The organism is Roseovarius pacificus (assembly GCF_900142665.1).
GTDB classification, from domain to species: domain Bacteria; phylum Pseudomonadota; class Alphaproteobacteria; order Rhodobacterales; family Rhodobacteraceae; genus Roseovarius; species Roseovarius pacificus.
Genome location: NZ_FRBR01000011.1, coordinates 75,043 through 92,284, shown reverse-complemented (window position 1 = coordinate 92,284; position 17,242 = coordinate 75,043). Strand labels below are relative to the sequence as shown.

The following is a 17,242-nucleotide window of genomic DNA, read 5'->3' as shown; positions in this document are numbered from 1 at the left end:
CCTATTTCGCCGGAGAGGCAATGCGACCGCACTACGAAAGGACAAGACGATGATAAACGTAGCCAACAAGGCGCTGAACGTGGTGTCCAATCTGTTCGGTGCGGTCGCAATGGTCTTTCTGGCGTTTCTGATGTTTGGCATTACGCTGGATGTCGCTGCGCGGGCCATTCTGGGACAGTCGATTTCGGGCGTGTTCGAGATGTCAGAACTCAGCCTCGTGATGCTGGTCTTTTTCGGAGCGATGTGGGCACAGCGCGATGATTCACATATCCGCGTCACCCTGTTGCCTGACCGTTTGCGCGGCGGCGGAGGCCGTTTTGCCAACGCCATGGCTTGGGGGGGTGGGGCGCTGGCCTTGCTGATGTTCGCATGGCCCGCCACCCAGGAGGCGATCTACTCTGTCTCGATTTGGGAATTCCGCTGGGGCTATGTGCAGATGCCGATCTGGTGGACCAAAGCGGGCGTTGCCATAGGCCTCTGGCTGGCAGCACTGCAAATGGCGATTCACGCATTGCTCTGCCTGACGGTCGCCGAGCCCCGTAAAGCCTGACGTTTGGCCGGTTACGTTTCAATCATCGAAGGATCCCGCAGATGGACCCCACGCTTGCACCCTATGTCGCTGTTGCGCTGATCTTCATCCTGATGGGGGCAGGCGTGCCGGTCTTTGCCGCGCTTGCGCTGTCGGGGGCGGCAGGGATCGTGCTGGTCGAAGATTTCGGCTTTCTGATGACACGGTTGAAATCACTGCCCTATTCCACAACAGCGGTTTACACGCTGGTGATCATCCCTCTGTTCTTGCTGATGGGGGCGTTTGCGCATCATGCTCAGGTGGGCAAACGCCTGTTCAGCGTTGCCAGCAAATGGGTCGGTCATTTGCCCGGCGGCCTTGCCATGGCATCCATTTTGACCAGTGCGGGTTTTGCCGCAACGTCAGGATCGTCGGTGGCGACCGCGGCGACTGTCGGCACCGTGGCCATGCCGGAAATGAAAAAGGCGGGGTATGAACCATCCCTGTCGGCGGGCGCAGTGGCCGCGGGGGGTGTCTTGGGCGTGTTGATCCCTCCAAGCGTGCTGTTGATATTTTATGCGGCACTTACGGAAACCTCAGCCGGTAAGATGCTGATCGCGGGATTTGTGCCGGGCCTTCTCACCACCTTGATGTTCATGGCGGGTATCTACCTGATCGCGCGAAACGGAGCGTCACGCAGTGCCGTCACACAAAAGGCAGGCTGGAATGAAACCATGCGCGAAACAACACGCGCCTGGCAGGTGCTTGTGCTGTTCATCGTGGTGATGGGGGGCATCTACATGGGGCTCGTCACCCCCACCGAGGCCGGGGCATTGGGTGCATTTGCCGCCTTTCTGATGCTGGTGGCGTATTGCTTGCGACATTCCGAAGGATTGTGGGGCAAGCTGGTGGAGAGCTTTCGCTCGACCGGGAATACCACGGTGATGATCTTGTTCACCATGATGGGCGCCGCGGTGTTCAGCTATTTCCTGACATTGGTGCAGGTGCCCAACCAGCTGGCGCAGCTCGTGGTCGAATCCGGGCTGCCGCCCTTGCTGGTCATGGCCCTGTTCCTGCTTGTATTCGTTCCTCTGGGAATGTTTCTCGATGCGTTTTCAATGATGGTTATCGCGATTCCCATCATGTTTCCGACCGTAAGATCACTGGGGTTCGATCCGATCTGGTTTGGTATCCTGACGGTCAAGATGTGCGAAATCGGCCTGATCACGCCGCCTGTGGGTCTGAACTGCTATGTCATCGCGGGGATCGACCGGTCTACTCCGCTACCGCAAATCTTTCGCGGTGCATTGTGGTTCGTATTGATGGAGGTCGTCACAATCGCCATCTTGTTCTTCTTTCCGCAGATCATCCTGTGGCTACCCGCCTTGATGAGTGTCAATTGACGGATCGTTGCACAGGCCGGTCGAACCGAGGTTCATTCGGTTCTGCCGCCGTCATGTTCTGCGTGTGAAACCTGCGCCTACCGTCCTGCGGAAATGTCCAGGATCGCCCCGCTGACATAGGAGGCCGCATCGGACAGCAGCCATTTCACCGCTTCGGCGACTTCGTCGGCGGTGCCGATCCGGCCGAGCGGCACGTCTTTTGCCTTGGTTTGCAGGCGGTCGGCGAGACCGGCGGCAGCGTGGATTTCCGTGTCGATCAGCCCGGGTGCGACGGCGTTGACGCGGATGCCGTCGCCGCCCAGTTCCTTGGCGAAGCCGACCGTCATGGAATTGATCGCGCCTTTGGAGGCGGCGTATTGTATCCATTCGTTCCCGCCTCCAAGGGCGGCGGCGCGGCTGGACATCATGACGATTGCACCGCCCGATCCGCCATGCGCGGTTGACATGGCGCGGGTCGCGGCCTGCACGGTCATGCCCGCGCCGGTAATGTTCACGTCCAGAACCCGGCGGAGCGTTTCGGGAGGCAGGGTTTCGAAACGGCCTGCCGGGCCGGTGATGCCTGCATTGGCAAAAACGCCGGTCGGGCGACCGAATTCGCGTTCACAGCCTTTGAACAGGTCTTCGATGGCGGCCATGTCGGTGACATCGCCCCTGATGGCGAGCGCGCGGCCACCTTCGGCACTGACACGAGCGGTCAGATCCTGCGCGGCCCGATCGTTCGATGCGTAGGAGAAGGCGACGGGCCGTCCGGCGCGGGTCAGGGCCAGCACCGTCGCGGCGCCAATGCCCCGGCTGCCGCCGGTGACGACAACCGGGCCGGTGTCAGAATGCGACATTCCCGCCCCCCTTGAGCTCCAGCATGTCGCGGGCTTCGTCCGGGGTTGCGACCTCGAGGCTGAGACCCGCGAGAAGTTCGCGCGCCTTGCGGACCTGATCGGCGTTGCTTTGCGCCAGCTTGCCCGGTGAAATCCACAGCGAATCCTCGAGCCCCACGCGAATGTTGCCGCCCTGGGCCGCGGCTTGTGCGGCCACGGCCATCTGGTTGCGCCCGGCCCCGAGGACGGACCAGATGTAATCGTCGCCGAACAGGCGATCCGCCGTGCGCTTCATGTGGGAGACATCCTCGGGGTGGGCGCCGATGCCGCCGAGAAGGCCGAAAACGGTTTGCACGAGGAACGGCGCCTTGACGAGGCCGCGATCAACGAAATGCGCAAGGTTGTAGAGGTGGCTTGTATCGTAGCATTCGAACTCGAAGCGGGTGCCGTTCGCATTGCCGGTTTTCAGGATGTGTTCGATATCCGCGAATGTGTTCTTGAAGACCAGATCGCGGCTGTTTTCCAGATGCTGGCATTCCCAGTCGTGCTGAAACTTCTTGAAGCGGTTCAGCATGGGGTAAAGGCCAAAGTTCATCGATCCCATGTTGAGCGACGCGACCTCGGGTTTGAGTTCGGCGGCGGGGCGCATGCGTTCCTCGACGCTCATGTGCGGGCTGCCGCCGGTGGTCAGGTTCAGAACCGCGCCCGTCGCCTGTTTCAGTTGCGGCAGGAAGGCGCGAAATGCGTCGGGGTCCTGCGTGGGGCGGCCATTTTCAGGGTCGCGCGCGTGCAAGTGCAGGATGGTTGCGCCCGCCTCAGCGGCGGCAAGGCTGTCGGCGATGATCTGCTCGGGGGTGACCGGCAGGTGCGGGGACATCGAAGGGGTGTGAATGGCGCCGGTGACGGCACAGCTGATGATGACCTTGCGGTTGGATTTGGGCATCGGGGCCTCCGGGGTTGTTCAGGTGTTTGTTTTGCGCTGTCCGAGATGTTTCATCAGGGCCACCAGGCGACTGTCGCGCTCGGCCTGGGCCTGGGGAATCCGATCCAGAGGAAGCATTGCGCGGCATGACTGCTCGATCCGGTCAAGCGTGTCGCCTGTCCAGTCGCGGGTTTCGCGCTGTCCGGCGGCAATGGTTTCGAACATTGCGCCATAGCGGGCGACATAATCGCGGACGCCGCCGGGGGCGTTCAGGTCGATCGTTTCAAAGGGGCCAAGCAGCGCCCAACGGGGGGCTAGCCCGTCGCGCAGGCCGGTATCGACATCCTTGGGGGATGCGATGCCGTCCGCGACGAGGCGGAAGGCCTCTTGCAGCAGGGCGCCTTGCAGGCGGTTCATGATGAAACCGTCGATTTCGCGCGTCATCCGAATGGGCTTCTGGCCGATCCGCTCCATCAGCGCGGCGCAGCGTTCGACCGCCTCGGGTTCGGTCCAGGGGGCCGGCACGATCTCGACCGCCGGAATCAGGCTGGGCGGGTTGATCGGGTGAGCGACAAGGCAGCGGTGGCGCCCGGTCAGGTGTTCGGTAAAGGCCGAGGGCAGGAGCGCCGAGGTGGAACTGGCCAGGATGGCATCCGGCGGGGCCGTTGCGTCGAGCTGTGCGAAAACCTGCTGTTTGATGTCCAGCTTTTCGGGGACGTTTTCCTGCACATGGGCTGCCCCGGACAGGGCGCTTTCCAGGGTGTTCGCAATGCCGACGCGCTGCACGATGTCGTGGGCAGTCTGGCCGTTCAGCATGTCGGCCTCTTCCAGTTCGGAGGCGAGGTTGGTCAACGTGTCCTTTGCCTGTCCGGCGGCGGCGGTGTTCTGATCGTAGAGGGCCACGGTGCAGCCCCCCCGCGCAAAGGCGACGGCCCAGGCACAGCCGATCAGCCCGCTGCCGATGATGGCGGTTTTCGTGGCTTGCTTCATCACAGGGTCTCCACGCCGGCGCAGACGCTCAGCGCCTGTCCGGTGATGTTGCTGCCACCGGGGGTGTTGAGGAACAGGCACATCGCCGCGATGTCATCCGGGCTGACCATGCGGCGAAGGGCGACTTTTTCGAGGTTGCGTTCGCGCATTTCCTCGTAGGACAGGCCAAGGCGTTCGGCGCGGGCATTGATGACCCGGTCGATTCGGGGGCCTTCGACGATCCCCGGCAGGATGGCATTGGCCCGCACGCCCTGTGGACCCAGTTCGGAGGCGAGGCTTTTCGCGAGCCCCACCACACCCCATTTCGAGGCGGCATAGGGTGTCCGGTAGGCAAAGGGCAGGCGGCCCGCCACCGAGGCGATGCCGATGAAGCTGCCGCGGCTCGCGATCAGGTCTTCGGAGGCGAAGCGCGCGGCAAGGTAGGCCCCCCTCAGGTTGATATCGAGGGTTTTGTCCCAGTCTCCGGCGCTGATATCGCTGATCGGGCCGGTCGGCCCCTCGATGCCGGCATTGGCCACCAGCACATCAAGACCGCCGAGGGTTTCACGGGCCTCGCCGAACAGGTCGCGCGTCGCATCTTCGTTTGCGGCGTCGGCGACGGTGCCGGTGATCCTGTCCGAGCATGTGGCGCTGACGGCGTCGGCGTCCACATCCGAAATATGGACCCGTGCGCCGACGGCTGCGAAACCTTCGGCGATGGATTTGCCGATCCCGGCGGCTCCTGCGGTCACAAGGACGCGCAGCCCGGGGGGCGGTGTGAGGGTGGCCGGAGCTGTCATCGTGTTATGTCCTTCACTGCGTTCGTTCAATGTTTCTGGCCCGAGGCGAGAAACGCACGGATGTCATGGGCGGCGGTCTGGATGTCATCGACAATCGCGGCGCGTACCGCCTTGGCATCACCTTTGGTCAGGGCGGTCATGACCGCATCATGAAAGCCCTGCGATGTCGCCATATGGTCGCGGTCGGGTACGCATGTCCGGATCGACGGGCCGACGATCAGCCAGAGGCGTTCGATCATGCTGAGCAAAAGCGGCCAGCCCGATATCTTGTAGATTTCGGCGTGATATGTGGCGTTGGCCTTGAGATACCTGTCGGCATCGCCGCTATTGGCGGCGGCAGTCAGGTCGTCATTCAGCTTGCCGATCCGGGCCAGTGAATCGCCGGTTATCTGTTCGGCGGCCCGTTCGGCGGCCATGCCTTCCAGGTCGGTTCGGATGGCGGTGATTTCGTCGAAATCCTCGGGGGTAAGGAGCCTGAGGCGGAGTGTTCTGCTGGTCGTGAGCTCCAATGCGCCTTCGGTGGTCAGGCGTGTCAGTGCTTCGCGGACGGGCATGGCGCTGACGCCGAGTTCGGTGGCAAGGCTGCGGCTGGAGAGTGTTTCACCTGGCCTGAACACCCCCGTCATGATGTCGCTGCGGAGGTGATCGTAAATCTGCTGTTGCAGACTGTCGCGCCTCAGGGTGGCAGCCTTGAAGGTCAGGCGAGTCTCGGAAACGTCTTGCATATTGTTTTTCTATGGTTATCGTTGATCTGCGATCTCAGATTGCAGTGTAGGGCCGAGGAAGTCAAGTGAACCCCGCAATCCACGATCGCGATGCACCCGGATTTTCCGGGAGGGATAAAGGGAGGAATATTATGAAATTAAAGGCAACTTTACTGGCTGCTCTGACCGCGGCGGCCACCGTTCCGGCGCAGGCCGAAACGTTGGATGTCGCAAGCACCTTTCCAAAGAATCTGACGTTTCTTGGTGAAGGTGCCGAGGTTCTGGCCCAGAATATCGAAACCGCGACCGGCGGCGAGGTCAAGCTGCGCGTTCATGGCGCGGGCGATCTGGTTCCGGCGCTGGAGGTGTTGAACCAGGTGAGCTCGGGCGCGATCCCGGCGGGCTGGGACTATGTCGGGTACTGGGGCGGTACGATCCCAGTGGCCTCGCTGGCAGGTTCCATGCCGTTCGGCCCCGGCCCCGATCTGTTTGTTGGCTGGATGTGGGAAGGGGGCGGGCTTGAAATCGTCCAGAAGGCCTATGATCCGCTGAATATCAAGCTGTTGCCCTGTCACGTGACGGCACCCGAGCCGGGCGGCTGGTTCAACAAGGAAATCAACAGCGTGGAAGACCTCAAGGGGCTTCGCATGCGGATTTCCGGTATGGGCGGTCAGGTTCTCAACAAGCTGGGCGTTTCAACGCAGTTGATTCCGGGCGGGGAGCTGTACGTGGCTCTGGAACGTGGCCGTATCGACGCGACGGAATTCTCGCTGCCGGTTGTGGACAAGGCCCTCGGGTTCTCGGAAATCGCGAAATACTACTATTTCCCCGGCTGGCATCAGCCCGCGAGCTGGAATTCGCTGATCGTGAACATGGATGTCTGGAACGGCTTTGACGAGCAGACCCAGGACCAGATCATGATGGCTTGCCGTGCGACGGTGACCTGGTCGCTTGCGACCGCGCCCGCTCCGCAAGGCGCTACCATCGAGGAGTTCCGCGCGCAGGGTGTCGAGACCAGGCGGTTCCCGGACGAGGTTCTTGAAGCTCTGAGGGCTGCTGCGAACGAGGTTCTGGAAGAACAAGCCGCGAATGACGAGATTTTTGCCGAGGCATACGCATCCATTCAGGATTACCTTGCCAACGCCGAAATCTGGTCGAACCTGCAGACAATCCCCGCACCTTCGGAGTGATTGCCAGATGACCCGGCGTTCCACTTTGGAGCGGGTCGGTCATGCGCTTGTCGAGGCAAGCGCATGGCCCGGTCGTCTTGCGGCCTGGCTGCTCCTGCCGATGATCGCGCTGGTATTACTGGCTGTCGTCGGCTCGTTGATGAAATGGGGCCAGATCGCCAGATGGGATGTGGATATTCTGCTTTTCGGCTCGGAACTGACCCTGACGGGGCTGGCTGAATTGCAGTGGCATATTCAGGCGGTCATCGTGATGCTGGGTATGTCCTATGCGCTGTCGCGCAATGCGCATGTTCAGGTCGATATGCTGTCGGCGCGGTTTTCACCGCGTGTCACTGCCGGGGTCAATCTGGTTTGCGACCTTCTGTTCCTCATGCCGTTCTGCATCATCATCGGCTGGCTGAGCCTGGGCTTTGTCGAGTTTGCCTATAACACCGGCGAGCAATCGGATTACGGCGGGTTGACCGACAGGTATCTGATCAAGGCCATCCTGCCGATTGGCTTTGTCTTTCTGGGTCTGGCGGGGATCGGGCGAATCCTGATGCATCTTGGCGAATTGTTTGCGCGCGGAGACCGACAGCATGACTGAATACATTTTGCCGATCGCGATGGTGCTGATGCTCGTCGGTGGCATTTTCACGGGGTATCCCGTTGCGCTGGTGCTGGCCGGTGTGGGGATACTTTTCACGTTCATCGGTGATGTGCCGCTGATCTTTCTCAATACGATTTCATCGCGGATCTTTACCGGCACCCTGACGAACTGGCTGATGATGGCGGTGCCATTGTTCGTCTTCATGGGGCTGATGCTGGAAAAGTCCAATATCGCCAGGAATCTGCTCCTTGCGCTCGAACGCCTGTTCGCGCAGCGCCCCGGCGGGCTGGCCCTGTCGGTGACGATCGTCGGTGTCGTGATGGCCGCGAGTACCGGGATCATCGGGGCCTCGGTGGTCATGCTGGGGCTGATGGCCTTGCCGGTCATGCTGAAACAGAATTACTCCATGCGGCTGGCAGCCGGGACGATCTGCTCGGCGGGGACGCTCGGTATTCTTATCCCGCCCTCGATCATGCTGGTGCTGGTCGGGGATATCCTGCAAATCTCCATCGGGGATTTGTTCATGGGGGCGGTAATCCCCGGCCTGATCCTCGGTGGGCTCTATGCGCTTTATATTCTGATCACCACGCATATCGACCCGTCCATCGCACCTCCGAGCGAACGCGGGGAAAAGGTTTCGACGCTGGAGGCGCTGGCCGTTCTGGTCAAGCACCTGATCGCCCCGGTGCTTCTGATCCTCGGTGTGCTGGGGTCCATCGTCGCGGGTGTCGCGACACCGACCGAAGCGGCGGCCATCGGCGCCCTCGGGGCCACGATCCTGGCGGCGGTGATGCGGCAACTGACGTGGAAAAACCTTGTGGATTGCGTTCAGGAGACAGCGCTGACAACGGCCATGATCCTGACCGTGGCCATCGGCGCAACCGTGTTCAGCGCGATCTTCAAGCGTGTTGGCGGCGATTACATGATCGAAGACGCGGTCATGGCGATTGCATCGGGGCCCTATCAGACGCTTTTCCTGATCATGGGGCTGATCTTTGTTCTGGGATTTTTCCTCGAGTGGATCGAGATCAGTTATGTGGTGCTGCCGCTTTTCGCGCCGATCATCGCGGGGCTGGATTTCGGATTCGAGAACTCCGCTATCACGCTGACGTGGTTTGCCGTGCTGGTTGCGGTGAACCTTCAGACGTCTTTCCTGACCCCGCCTTTCGGGTATGCCCTGTTCTACCTGCGCGGCATCGCGCCGCCGGAGCTGGGTATCCGCGATATCTATGCCGGGATCGTTCCTTTTGTTCTGATCCAGATTCTGGGGCTTTTGCTGTGTATTCTGTTTCCGGCGCTGGTGCTCTGGCTGCCGGGCGTGACCGTCAATTGAGGGGGTTCGCATGAGTGATCTTTTCGATCTGACGGGACGGTGCGTTGTGATCACGGGCGGGACGAGCGGCATCGGATTGTCCGCTGCCCAGGCCTTTCTGGAAGCCGGAGCGCGGGTGACGATCTCGGGGCGTTCCAAAGACCGCGGTGAGGCGGCGCTTGGGCATCTCGCGGACAAGGAGGATGTCTGGTTCTGTGCCGCCGACGCATCGGATGAGGCCGACGTCGAGAAGCTGGCCGAAACGGCCAAGGCGCATATGGGCGGTGTCGATACGATTGTTTGCGCCGCCGGGATCAACCGGCGGGGCGCGCCGCAGGATCTGAGCCTCGAAGACTGGGATGCCGTCATGGATGCGAACCTGCGCGGCACCTTCGTGACGGCGCGGGCCTTTTATCCGCAGCTTTGCCAGTCGGGAGATGGGCGGATCGTCACCATCGGGTCGATGTTGTCGGTTCTGGCCAACGATATGACAGCGCCCTACGCCGCGGCCAAGGGCGGTGTCGTTCAGCTTACCCGCAGTCTGGCGGCGGCATGGGCCAAAGATGGAATCCGGGCGAACTGTGTTCTTCCGGGGTGGGTGGACACGGCGCTGACCCGGCAGGCGCGGCTGGACATGCCCGATCTGGATGCGCGCGTTCGGGACAGAACTCCGGTTGGCCGATGGGCGGACCCGCAGGATATTGCCGGAACCATCCTGTTTCTGAGCACTGCGGCCTCGCGTTTTGTGACCGGTACGGCGATCCCGGTGGATGGCGGGTTTGTGATGCGGGCGTAACGCCTGCCCTTGAAATGGAAGGTGAAATCAAATGAGCGAACGCACCTCAAGACTGTCCGGGTTTGCAACCCTCAGCCGCGAAAAGCGGCTCGGGATCCTGTCGGATTGGATTGACGAGGGCGAGGGGGCGACTGGCGCACTGGACCGGTTGGACGCCTTGCCTGACGATCTGGTGGACAGGATGATCGAAAACGCCATCGGTGTCATGCCGGTGCCCCTTGGTCTGGCCACAAACATGATCGTGGATGGCGAGGACGTGCTGATTCCGATGGCAACCGAGGAAAGCTCGGTCATCGCGGCGGTGTGCAATACGGCGCGGCGCTGTCGTTCGACCGGCGGGTTTCGCACCTCATATGCGGGGTCGCTGACCATTGCGCAGATACAGCTTCTGGATGTGGCCGATCCGCATCGGGCGCGTCTCGAGATTTTGCGCAGAGCCGATGAGATCAGGGCGTTCTGTGACGATATCGACCCGGTGCTTGTCGAACTTGGCGGCGGGTTTCAGGATGTGGATGTTCGCCTGCTGAACGGGCGCAAGGGCACTGTCATGGTCGTGCATCTGATCGTGGATACGCGCGATGCCATGGGGGCAAATGCCGTGAACACCATGGCCGAGCGGTTGGCCCCGGTTCTGGCGGACTGGGTCGGCGGGCGGTCCTTGTTGCGCATCCTGTCCAACCTTGCCGACCGGCGCATCGTCAGGGCCGAAGCCGTGTGGCCCGCTGACGAGATCGGCGGCCCGGAGGTGGTGGAGACGATGCTGGAGGCGGCGGATTTCGCCGTGATCGACCCGTATCGCGCCGCGACGCATAACAAGGGTATCATGAACGGTGTGTCCGCTGTCGTGCTGGCAACCGGCAACGATACCCGCGCCATCGAGGCCGGTGCGCACGCATTCGCGGCACAATCCGGGCAGTACAGCCCGCTGACCCGGTGGGAAAAGACCGCGAACGGCGATCTGGCGGGGTCGATCGAGATTCCCTTGTCGCTGGGGATCGTGGGCGGGGCCACACGTATTCACCCCGTTGCGCAGCTTGCCTTGAAGATCATGGGCGCAGACAGCGCCGAGAAACTGTCGCGCATGGTGGCGGCGGTCGGGCTGGCGCAGAATTTCGGCGCATTGCGGGCCCTGGCGACGGATGGCATCCAGAAAGGGCACATGGCGTTGCATGCCCAGAACATCGCGATTACGGCCGGTGCGACAGGTGACGAGATTGTCCGGATTGCCGAGGCGATGAAGGCCAGCGGTGACATTAACGAACGCACCGCAACGCGGCTGCTGAAGGAGTTGCGAGGGTGACCCGGTTCAGATCACGGCCAGGCATTTCTGCGAGCATGGCGGGGCATTGAAATGACCGCGATCAGAATAGGTGCAGGCGCGGGTTTTTCCGGGGATCGGATCGGACCGGCTGTCGATCTGGCACGAAGGGGAGAGCTGGATTTTCTGATCTTCGAATGCCTAGCCGAGCGTACCATCGCTCAGGCGCAACTGAACCGCCTGTCAGATTCCGAAGGCGGGTTCGATCCGCATCTCGAGGCCCGGATGCGGGCAGTTCTGCCAATTTGTCAGGCCAACGGGACGCGGATCATCAGCAATATGGGCGCGGCCAATCCGTTGGCTGCTGCCCGCCATGTGGCCAGGCTGGCGACGGAACTGGGTGTCGGAGGGCTGTGTGTTGCGGCTGTCACGGGGGACGATGTGCTGGCCTATTGCCGGTCGGCCTTGCCCGATCTCGACAACGGTCTGAACTTTGCGGATATCGCACCGCGTGTCATTTCGGCCAATGCCTATATCGGCGCGGGTCCTGTCGTTCGGGCACTGGAAAACGGTGCCGATGTCGTTCTGACGGGTCGTGTGGCTGATCCGGCATTGTTTCTTGCGCCGCTCATTCACCGTTTCGGATGGCGAATGGATGACTGGGATCGGCTGGGCAAGGGGACGCTGGCGGGGCATCTTCTGGAATGTGCAGGCCAGATATGCGGCGGGTACTTTGCCGATCCGGGGTTCAACGATGTGCCGGACCTCGCCAATCTGGGGTTTCCCATCGGGTTGATCGACGCCGAAGGTGGTGTCGAAATCACCAAACTGCCCGGCACGGGCGGCGCGATCCGGCCCGCCACCGTCAAGGAACAGATCCTGTATGAGATTCTCGATCCGGCCCGATACCTTCAGCCCGACGTGATCGCGGATTTCTCGAACGTCGCAGTCGAACAGATCGGCCCCGATCATGTACGTGTGACCGGCGCAACCGGGCATCCCCGGACCGGCAAGGTCAAGGCCACGATCAGCTATCATGACGGATATATTGGAGAGGGACAGATTTCCTATGCCGGGCCCGGCGCGGTGGCGCGGGCGGAGTTGGCGCGCTCGGTCATCCGGCAGCGGCTGGAGCCTTTGGGTTTGCGCGAAGGCCGGGTCGATCTGATCGGTGTCGATGCGTTGCACGGGCCTTTGCCGGGGGCTGCGGCGGCCCCCAACGAGGTGCGCCTGCGCGCCATTGGCCGGAGCGACGACAAGGATGCAGCAAGCATGATCGGACAGGAGGTCGAGGCGCTTTACACCAACGGACCGGCCGGCGGTGGCGGGGCATGGAAATCTGTGCGTGCAGCGGTGTCGCTGTGTTCTGCCTTGCTGGATGAGCGTGTTGTCGACCCCGATGTCACCTTTTACGAGGCACAGCCCACATGATCCTGCGAGACATCGCCCATTGCCGAAGCGGCGACAAGGGGAACACCCTGAATATCGCTGTCATCGCCCGTGACCCTGACGATTACGATTTGCTCTGTCGTGAAGTGACACAGGAGCGTGTGGCGGAGTTCTTGCGCGACAAGGTGAAGGGCCGGGTCACGCGCTATGAGGTGCCGACGCTCGGGGCGCTGAATTTCGTGTTGGAGGATGCGTTGTCAGGCGGGGTGGTCGGATCGCTGACCCTGGATACGCATGGCAAATCCATGAGTTCGGCGCTGCTTGGCCTGCCGATTGGCAGTAGCACAGATCGCGACGGGGGCTGACATGAATCCGAGACAGCGAGCCGGTTTCAAGGGAGGGATTTTCCATGTTGTCAGGTGACATCGTCAGTTTTCATTGCCCGACACGGTTGCATTTCGGGCATGGCGCACTGGCGGCGGTGACGCGGATCGTGACCGGGGCGGGATGGTCGCGGGTGATGATGGTCGTCGATCCGGCGCTTGTCGGCGGGGTGGCGTACAAGCGGTTGATTGACGATCTGTCAAGGGCCGGTGTCGAGTTCTGCGAATTCTCGGGTGTCGATCCCGAACCCAAGGATATCAATGTCGACGGCGCGCTCGATGTGCTGAACGCCGCAGGGGCCGATGCCGTCATCGCCATTGGCGGAGGAAGCGCGATCGATGTGGCCAAGGCGGCTGCCATTGTCGCCACCAATGGTGGGTGTATCGCGGATTACGAAGGGGTCGATGCCTTCGATGTCGCGCCCCTGCCATTGATCGTGATCCCGTCGACGGCGGGTACGGGTTCGGAGGTGTCGGGGGCGGCGGTTATCACCGATACCTCCCGAAATGTGAAAATGGCGATCCGCCATGCCCGGTTCGGTCCTGCGGCCCATGCCGTTCTCGACCCGAAGGTGGTGGCGACGGTTCCGGGCCATGTTGCGGTTCATGCCGGGGTCGATGCCTTTGTTCACGCTTTTGAATCCTACCTGTCGAAACTGGCGAACCCGTTCACGGACGCATGGAACCTCAGGGCCATGCGGGTCCTGTCGGGGAACATTCGCCCCTATGTCGCGAACCGGGAAAATGCCGATGCCGCGCTGAATATGCTGTGCGGGGCCTCCATGGCGGCCATGTCCTTTGGCACAACCGGAACCGGGAACGTGCATTGCATGGCGATGGCGATTGGCGGGCTTTACCCGGTGCCTCACGGGTTGGCGAATGCCGCCTGCCTGCCGCATGTCGCGCGCTTCAATTTCATCGCCGCGCCCGGCAGGTATGCGCAGGTCGCCGAGGCCATGGGCGAGGATGTGCGCGGCTGTGACGAGTTGACCGCCGGGCGCCGGGCCATCAGCGCAATCGAGGCCCTTTGCGATGATCTGGGCGTGCCGTCGCGCCTGAGAGATATCGGTGTCGAAAAGGCGGCCCTGCCCGAGATCGCAGAGCGTTGCCATGCGCTGAACTATAACCGCTGGAACCCGCGCCACACCACGCAGCAGGAATTCCTGAACCTTTTGCAGACGGCCTATTGAATGCGTACCCGAACCGGCAGGAGGCGAGGATGAAGTTCACCCAGCTTGAAATGAAAACCGGCATGCGCCGCCTTGTCACCGAGGACTCGGATTGGGCGCAGCTATCGACGAAAGACGCCAAGCGGCTTACCACGCTGGTTCTGTCCGCGCGCCGGTTCGAGGAAACGATCCTGTCGCTGGACAAGCGCGGATTGGTTCACGGCCCGGCGCATTCCAGTCTGGGGCAGGAAGGTGGGGCAGGGGGGTGCCTTGCGGCGCTGCCCATCGACACGATGATGAACGGCTCTCATCGGGCGCATCATCAGGTCGTCGCCAAGATCGTGAATGCGCTTTACACAGACAATTACGATCCATCGGCGGAGCCTGTCCTGCGGGACGAGATGCGCGAAGAAATCCGACGCATGATGCACGAAATTCTGGGGCTCAAGGATGGCTGGACCGGTGGGCGTGGCGGCTCGATGCACTTGCGGCGGGAAAATCTGGGAGTGATGGGTACGAACGCCATCGTCGCGGGGGGCTTGCCGATAGCCTGCGGTCATGCCTTCGCCGAAAAGCAGCAGGGCGGCGAGCGGATCACGGTATCGTTCTTCGGAGATGGGGCCGTTCATCAGGGCACAACGCATGAGGCGATGAACCTTGCCGCGCTCTATCGTCTGCCGGTTCTGTTTTTCTGCGAAAACAACGGCTATGCCGTTTCGACGACGATTGAACAATCCACTTTCGAAACCAACCTGAACACCCGCCCCTGCGCGCATGGTATCGAAAGCGTTCATGTTGACGGAATGGACCCTCTGGCCGTCTGGCTGGCCACGCGGTGGGCCGAAGATCACATTCGCACACAGGGCCGCCCAGCCTTCGTGCAGGCGGATGTCTATCGGTATTATCATCAGTCATCGCCCTTTCCGGGCAGTGTGTTCGGATACCGCACCAAAGAGGAGGAGGAGGCCTGGCGCGCCCGGTCCCCTTGGGAATTCCTCTGCGACAAGCTGATCTCGCACGGTATCGTCAGCGAGGACGAACTGAACGCCATCGATGCCGCGGTGTCGGAGGCGATGCAGGCGGCGGCGGACAGTTGTACCGAGGGCAAGGGATCGGCCATGGCGATCCCCGCCGGGCATTGGCCCGACCCTGCGGGCGTTGACGATCACCTGACCTCGGACATGTCGGAATTCTCGGGGCTTCGCGCGGCGGAGGCAGAGGATTTCTCGTCCGAACAGATGCGCGAGATGACGTTCATCGAGGCGATCCCCGCCGCCATGGGCGCTGCGATGAAAAGCGACCCCGGTATCGTTCTGTTCGGCGAGGACGTGGCGAATATGGGGGGCGGAACCGTCGGTGCGACGCGCGGCTTGTCCGAGTTCTTCGATACCCGGATCGTCAACACTCCCATCACCGAGAACGGATTTTGCGGACTGGCCGTCGGGGCGGCGATGTCGGGGCTGCGGCCCATCGTCGAGCTGATGTACAGCGATTTCTTTCTTGTCGCGGCGGACCAGTTGTTCAATCAGGCTGGCAAGATCAGGCATCTGTTCAACGGCACGGCGCAGGTTCCGATGGTGTTGCGGTGTCGGCTTCCGGGGCTGGAAGGGTACGGATCGCAGCATTCGATGGACCCGACCAGCGTTTTCGCGCTGTTTCCGGGCTGGCATATCCTCGCGCCGTCGAACGCGTTCGATTATGTGGGTCTGATGAATGCCGCGATGCGCTGCAACGATCCGGTTCTGATCATCGAGCCGCAAGCGCTGCATAAACGCCGCTGTCCGGTGCCGGAGAATCTGGATTATTACATCCCTATCGGCAAGGCCAAGCGCGTGGCCGAAGGCCGCGATCTGACGCTTTTGACGTCGCTCGGTATGGTCGAGACCTGCAAGGATCTGGTGGCCAGCCTGGGGATCGGCGCAGATGTGATCGACCTGCGCAGCCTGTCTCAGCGCGATATTGATTATGACCTGATCGGGCAGTCCGTGCGCAAGACCGGGCGCGTCGCGATCATCGAGCAAACCACGCGCGGGGCTGCGTTCGGGGCGTTTCTGGTGGACGAGATTCAGCGGCGCTTTTTCGATTATCTCGATCAGCCGGTCAAGCGTGTCACCGGGGCTTGGGCGCCGCCGACCGTTTCGCGGGTGCTGGAGCGTGCGGCGCTGGCCGGTGAGGACGACATCACCAAGGAATTGTTGGCCATGCTGCGCGACAGCGCCCTGCCCGAACCCGGAAAGGAGGCCGTGTAACGCCATGCTGTCATTCGAAGGAAAGACCGTGTTGATCACCGGTGCTGCCGGGGGCATCGGGGCGGAAACCGCGCGTATCCTTTCCGGCCTGGGGGCCGATCTGGCGCTATGCGATCTTGAAGGTTGCGACGATCTGGCCGACGAACTGCGCGACGCTGGCACCAGTGTGGTAACGGCGGCATTCGATATCCGCGACCGCGCGCAAGCCGAGGCGTTCATCGGCGCGCAGCCAAGGCTGGATGCCATTGTTGCCAATGCCGGTTTTTGCCCCTGGGACGATTGGAACGATGGGGACTGGGACGATACCTTTGACCGGGTGGTCGATATCAACCTCAAGGGGGTGATCAATGTCATGCGGCCCGCCATCGCCCGGATGATCGCGCAAAAACACGGCAAAGCGGTTCTGGTGGCGTCGGTTGCCGGGCGCATGGGCGGGTTGCGTGCCAGTCCGCATTACGTGTCGGCCAAGGGTGGTGTCATTTCCATGACCAAATGGATGGCGGCCAAGGCCGCCCCTCATGGTGTCAATGTCAATGCCGTTGCCCCCGGAGCGACAGCGACGGTCATGGTGGACTCCTCCAACATAGATGCGTCGTCGATCCCCATCGGCCGCATGGCGAAACCCGAAGAAATCGCGAAGCCAATCGTTTTCCTGTGTTCCGGAGCGGCAAGCTATATGTGCGGCGCGACAATGGACGTGAACGGCGGCGTCTACATGGTTTGAAGCGGGTCGGAGCCGACCCGAGGCATATCCGGCGGCCAGGCGACCGGCCTGCCATTGCCGGG

Annotated in this window: 17 protein-coding genes; 12 read left to right on the top strand and 5 right to left on the bottom strand. The window is 62.0% G+C overall.

The features are described 5' to 3' along the window. The first annotated feature begins 49 nt into the window (after nt 1–49). Together BUB53_RS16315 and BUB53_RS16310 are read left to right on the top strand one after the other, a co-directional pair. Nucleotides 50–550: a TRAP transporter small permease gene (locus BUB53_RS16315; protein ID WP_073035975.1), complete on the top strand. Its 501-nt coding sequence runs from the start codon at nt 50–52 to the stop codon at nt 548–550. Between the two features lie 41 nt (nt 551–591). Next, nucleotides 592–1,911, top strand: a complete 1,320-nt coding sequence (locus BUB53_RS16310) for a TRAP transporter large permease (RefSeq protein ID WP_073035973.1) — start codon at nt 592–594, stop codon at nt 1,909–1,911. A 77-nt stretch (nt 1,912–1,988) separates the two neighbouring features. Here the strand turns inward: BUB53_RS16310 and BUB53_RS16305 are convergent, their stop codons facing one another. From BUB53_RS16305 to BUB53_RS16285, 5 genes are read right to left on the bottom strand one after another with little or no spacing between them, the layout of a single operon-like run. After that, entirely contained in the window at nt 1,989–2,747 is a 759-nt protein-coding gene (locus BUB53_RS16305; protein ID WP_073035971.1) for an SDR family oxidoreductase, read from the bottom strand. After that, nucleotides 2,734–3,669 (bottom strand): 3,5-dioxohexanoate:acetyl-CoA acetone transferase, encoded by a 936-nt coding sequence (locus tag BUB53_RS16300; protein WP_073035969.1) that lies wholly within the window; start codon nt 3,667–3,669, stop codon nt 2,734–2,736. The genes BUB53_RS16305 and BUB53_RS16300 overlap by 14 nt, the downstream gene beginning before the upstream one ends. A gap of 18 nt (nt 3,670–3,687) precedes the next feature. Beyond that, complete coding sequence (locus BUB53_RS16295) at nt 3,688–4,638, bottom strand: 3-hydroxyacyl-CoA dehydrogenase (RefSeq protein ID WP_073035966.1); 951 nt, start codon at nt 4,636–4,638, stop codon at nt 3,688–3,690. Continuing rightward, complete coding sequence (locus tag BUB53_RS16290; RefSeq protein WP_073035964.1) at nt 4,638–5,417, bottom strand: SDR family oxidoreductase; 780 nt, start codon at nt 5,415–5,417, stop codon at nt 4,638–4,640. The genes BUB53_RS16295 and BUB53_RS16290 overlap by 1 nt, the downstream gene beginning before the upstream one ends. 26 nt (nt 5,418–5,443) lie before the next feature. Continuing rightward, nucleotides 5,444–6,142, bottom strand: a complete 699-nt coding sequence (locus BUB53_RS16285) for a GntR family transcriptional regulator (RefSeq protein ID WP_073035962.1) — start codon at nt 6,140–6,142, stop codon at nt 5,444–5,446. A gap of 131 nt (nt 6,143–6,273) precedes the next feature. Here BUB53_RS16285 and BUB53_RS16280 point away from each other — a divergent pair, with 131 nt between their 5' ends. From BUB53_RS16280 to BUB53_RS16235, 10 genes are read left to right on the top strand one after another with little or no spacing between them, the layout of a single operon-like run. Beyond that, a complete protein-coding gene (locus tag BUB53_RS16280) occupies nt 6,274–7,311 on the top strand; it encodes a TRAP transporter substrate-binding protein (protein ID WP_073035960.1) in 1,038 nt (345 codons plus the stop codon). A 7-nt stretch (nt 7,312–7,318) separates the two neighbouring features. Then, nucleotides 7,319–7,897 carry a TRAP transporter small permease subunit gene (locus BUB53_RS16275; protein ID WP_073035958.1) on the top strand — a complete coding sequence of 193 codons (579 nt, stop codon included), beginning with the start codon at nt 7,319–7,321 and terminating at the stop codon, nt 7,895–7,897. Further along, nucleotides 7,890–9,233 (top strand): TRAP transporter large permease, encoded by a 1,344-nt coding sequence (locus BUB53_RS16270; RefSeq protein ID WP_073035956.1) that lies wholly within the window; start codon nt 7,890–7,892, stop codon nt 9,231–9,233. The genes BUB53_RS16275 and BUB53_RS16270 overlap by 8 nt, the downstream gene beginning before the upstream one ends. A 10-nt stretch (nt 9,234–9,243) precedes the next feature. Then, nucleotides 9,244–10,008 carry an SDR family NAD(P)-dependent oxidoreductase gene (locus BUB53_RS16265; RefSeq protein WP_073035954.1) on the top strand — a complete coding sequence of 255 codons (765 nt, stop codon included), beginning with the start codon at nt 9,244–9,246 and terminating at the stop codon, nt 10,006–10,008. A 31-nt stretch (nt 10,009–10,039) separates the two neighbouring features. Beyond that, nucleotides 10,040–11,308 carry a hydroxymethylglutaryl-CoA reductase, degradative gene (locus BUB53_RS16260; protein WP_073035952.1) on the top strand — a complete coding sequence of 423 codons (1,269 nt, stop codon included), beginning with the start codon at nt 10,040–10,042 and terminating at the stop codon, nt 11,306–11,308. A gap of 51 nt (nt 11,309–11,359) precedes the next feature. Next, nucleotides 11,360–12,697: an acyclic terpene utilization AtuA family protein gene (locus tag BUB53_RS16255; protein ID WP_073035950.1), complete on the top strand. Its 1,338-nt coding sequence runs from the start codon at nt 11,360–11,362 to the stop codon at nt 12,695–12,697. Then, entirely contained in the window at nt 12,694–13,020 is a 327-nt protein-coding gene (locus tag BUB53_RS16250) for an AtuA-related protein (protein ID WP_073035948.1), read from the top strand. The genes BUB53_RS16255 and BUB53_RS16250 overlap by 4 nt, the downstream gene beginning before the upstream one ends. 44 nt (nt 13,021–13,064) lie before the next feature. Then, the gene (locus BUB53_RS16245) at nt 13,065–14,228 is read left to right on the top strand and encodes an iron-containing alcohol dehydrogenase (protein WP_073035946.1); all 1,164 of its coding nucleotides are present in this window, start codon (nt 13,065–13,067) and stop codon (nt 14,226–14,228) included. Nucleotides 14,229–14,257: 29 nt separating this feature from the next. Beyond that, nucleotides 14,258–16,456, top strand: a complete 2,199-nt coding sequence (locus BUB53_RS16240; protein ID WP_073035944.1) for an alpha-ketoacid dehydrogenase subunit alpha/beta — start codon at nt 14,258–14,260, stop codon at nt 16,454–16,456. A 4-nt stretch (nt 16,457–16,460) separates the two neighbouring features. Further along, complete coding sequence (locus BUB53_RS16235) at nt 16,461–17,180, top strand: SDR family NAD(P)-dependent oxidoreductase (protein ID WP_073035943.1); 720 nt, start codon at nt 16,461–16,463, stop codon at nt 17,178–17,180. Nucleotides 17,181–17,242 lie beyond the last annotated feature (62 nt).

Bases quoted from the DNA above. Each gene is read 5' to 3' on its own strand.
- BUB53_RS16315 (WP_073035975.1), top strand. From the start codon at position 50: ATGATAAACGTAGCCAACAAGGCGCTGAACGTGGTGTCCAATCTGTTC.
- BUB53_RS16310 (WP_073035973.1), top strand. From the start codon at position 592: ATGGACCCCACGCTTGCACCCTATGTCGCTGTTGCGCTGATCTTCATC.
- BUB53_RS16305 (WP_073035971.1), bottom strand. From the start codon at position 2,747: ATGTCGCATTCTGACACCGGCCCGGTTGTCGTCACCGGCGGCAGCCGG.
- BUB53_RS16300 (WP_073035969.1), bottom strand. From the start codon at position 3,669: ATGCCCAAATCCAACCGCAAGGTCATCATCAGCTGTGCCGTCACCGGC.
- BUB53_RS16295 (WP_073035966.1), bottom strand. From the start codon at position 4,638: ATGAAGCAAGCCACGAAAACCGCCATCATCGGCAGCGGGCTGATCGGC.
- BUB53_RS16290 (WP_073035964.1), bottom strand. From the start codon at position 5,417: ATGACAGCTCCGGCCACCCTCACACCGCCCCCCGGGCTGCGCGTCCTT.
- BUB53_RS16285 (WP_073035962.1), bottom strand. From the start codon at position 6,142: ATGCAAGACGTTTCCGAGACTCGCCTGACCTTCAAGGCTGCCACCCTG.
- BUB53_RS16280 (WP_073035960.1), top strand. From the start codon at position 6,274: ATGAAATTAAAGGCAACTTTACTGGCTGCTCTGACCGCGGCGGCCACC.
- BUB53_RS16275 (WP_073035958.1), top strand. From the start codon at position 7,319: ATGACCCGGCGTTCCACTTTGGAGCGGGTCGGTCATGCGCTTGTCGAG.
- BUB53_RS16270 (WP_073035956.1), top strand. From the start codon at position 7,890: ATGACTGAATACATTTTGCCGATCGCGATGGTGCTGATGCTCGTCGGT.
- BUB53_RS16265 (WP_073035954.1), top strand. From the start codon at position 9,244: ATGAGTGATCTTTTCGATCTGACGGGACGGTGCGTTGTGATCACGGGC.
- BUB53_RS16260 (WP_073035952.1), top strand. From the start codon at position 10,040: ATGAGCGAACGCACCTCAAGACTGTCCGGGTTTGCAACCCTCAGCCGC.
- BUB53_RS16255 (WP_073035950.1), top strand. From the start codon at position 11,360: ATGACCGCGATCAGAATAGGTGCAGGCGCGGGTTTTTCCGGGGATCGG.
- BUB53_RS16250 (WP_073035948.1), top strand. From the start codon at position 12,694: ATGATCCTGCGAGACATCGCCCATTGCCGAAGCGGCGACAAGGGGAAC.
- BUB53_RS16245 (WP_073035946.1), top strand. From the start codon at position 13,065: ATGTTGTCAGGTGACATCGTCAGTTTTCATTGCCCGACACGGTTGCAT.
- BUB53_RS16240 (WP_073035944.1), top strand. From the start codon at position 14,258: ATGAAGTTCACCCAGCTTGAAATGAAAACCGGCATGCGCCGCCTTGTC.
- BUB53_RS16235 (WP_073035943.1), top strand. From the start codon at position 16,461: ATGCTGTCATTCGAAGGAAAGACCGTGTTGATCACCGGTGCTGCCGGG.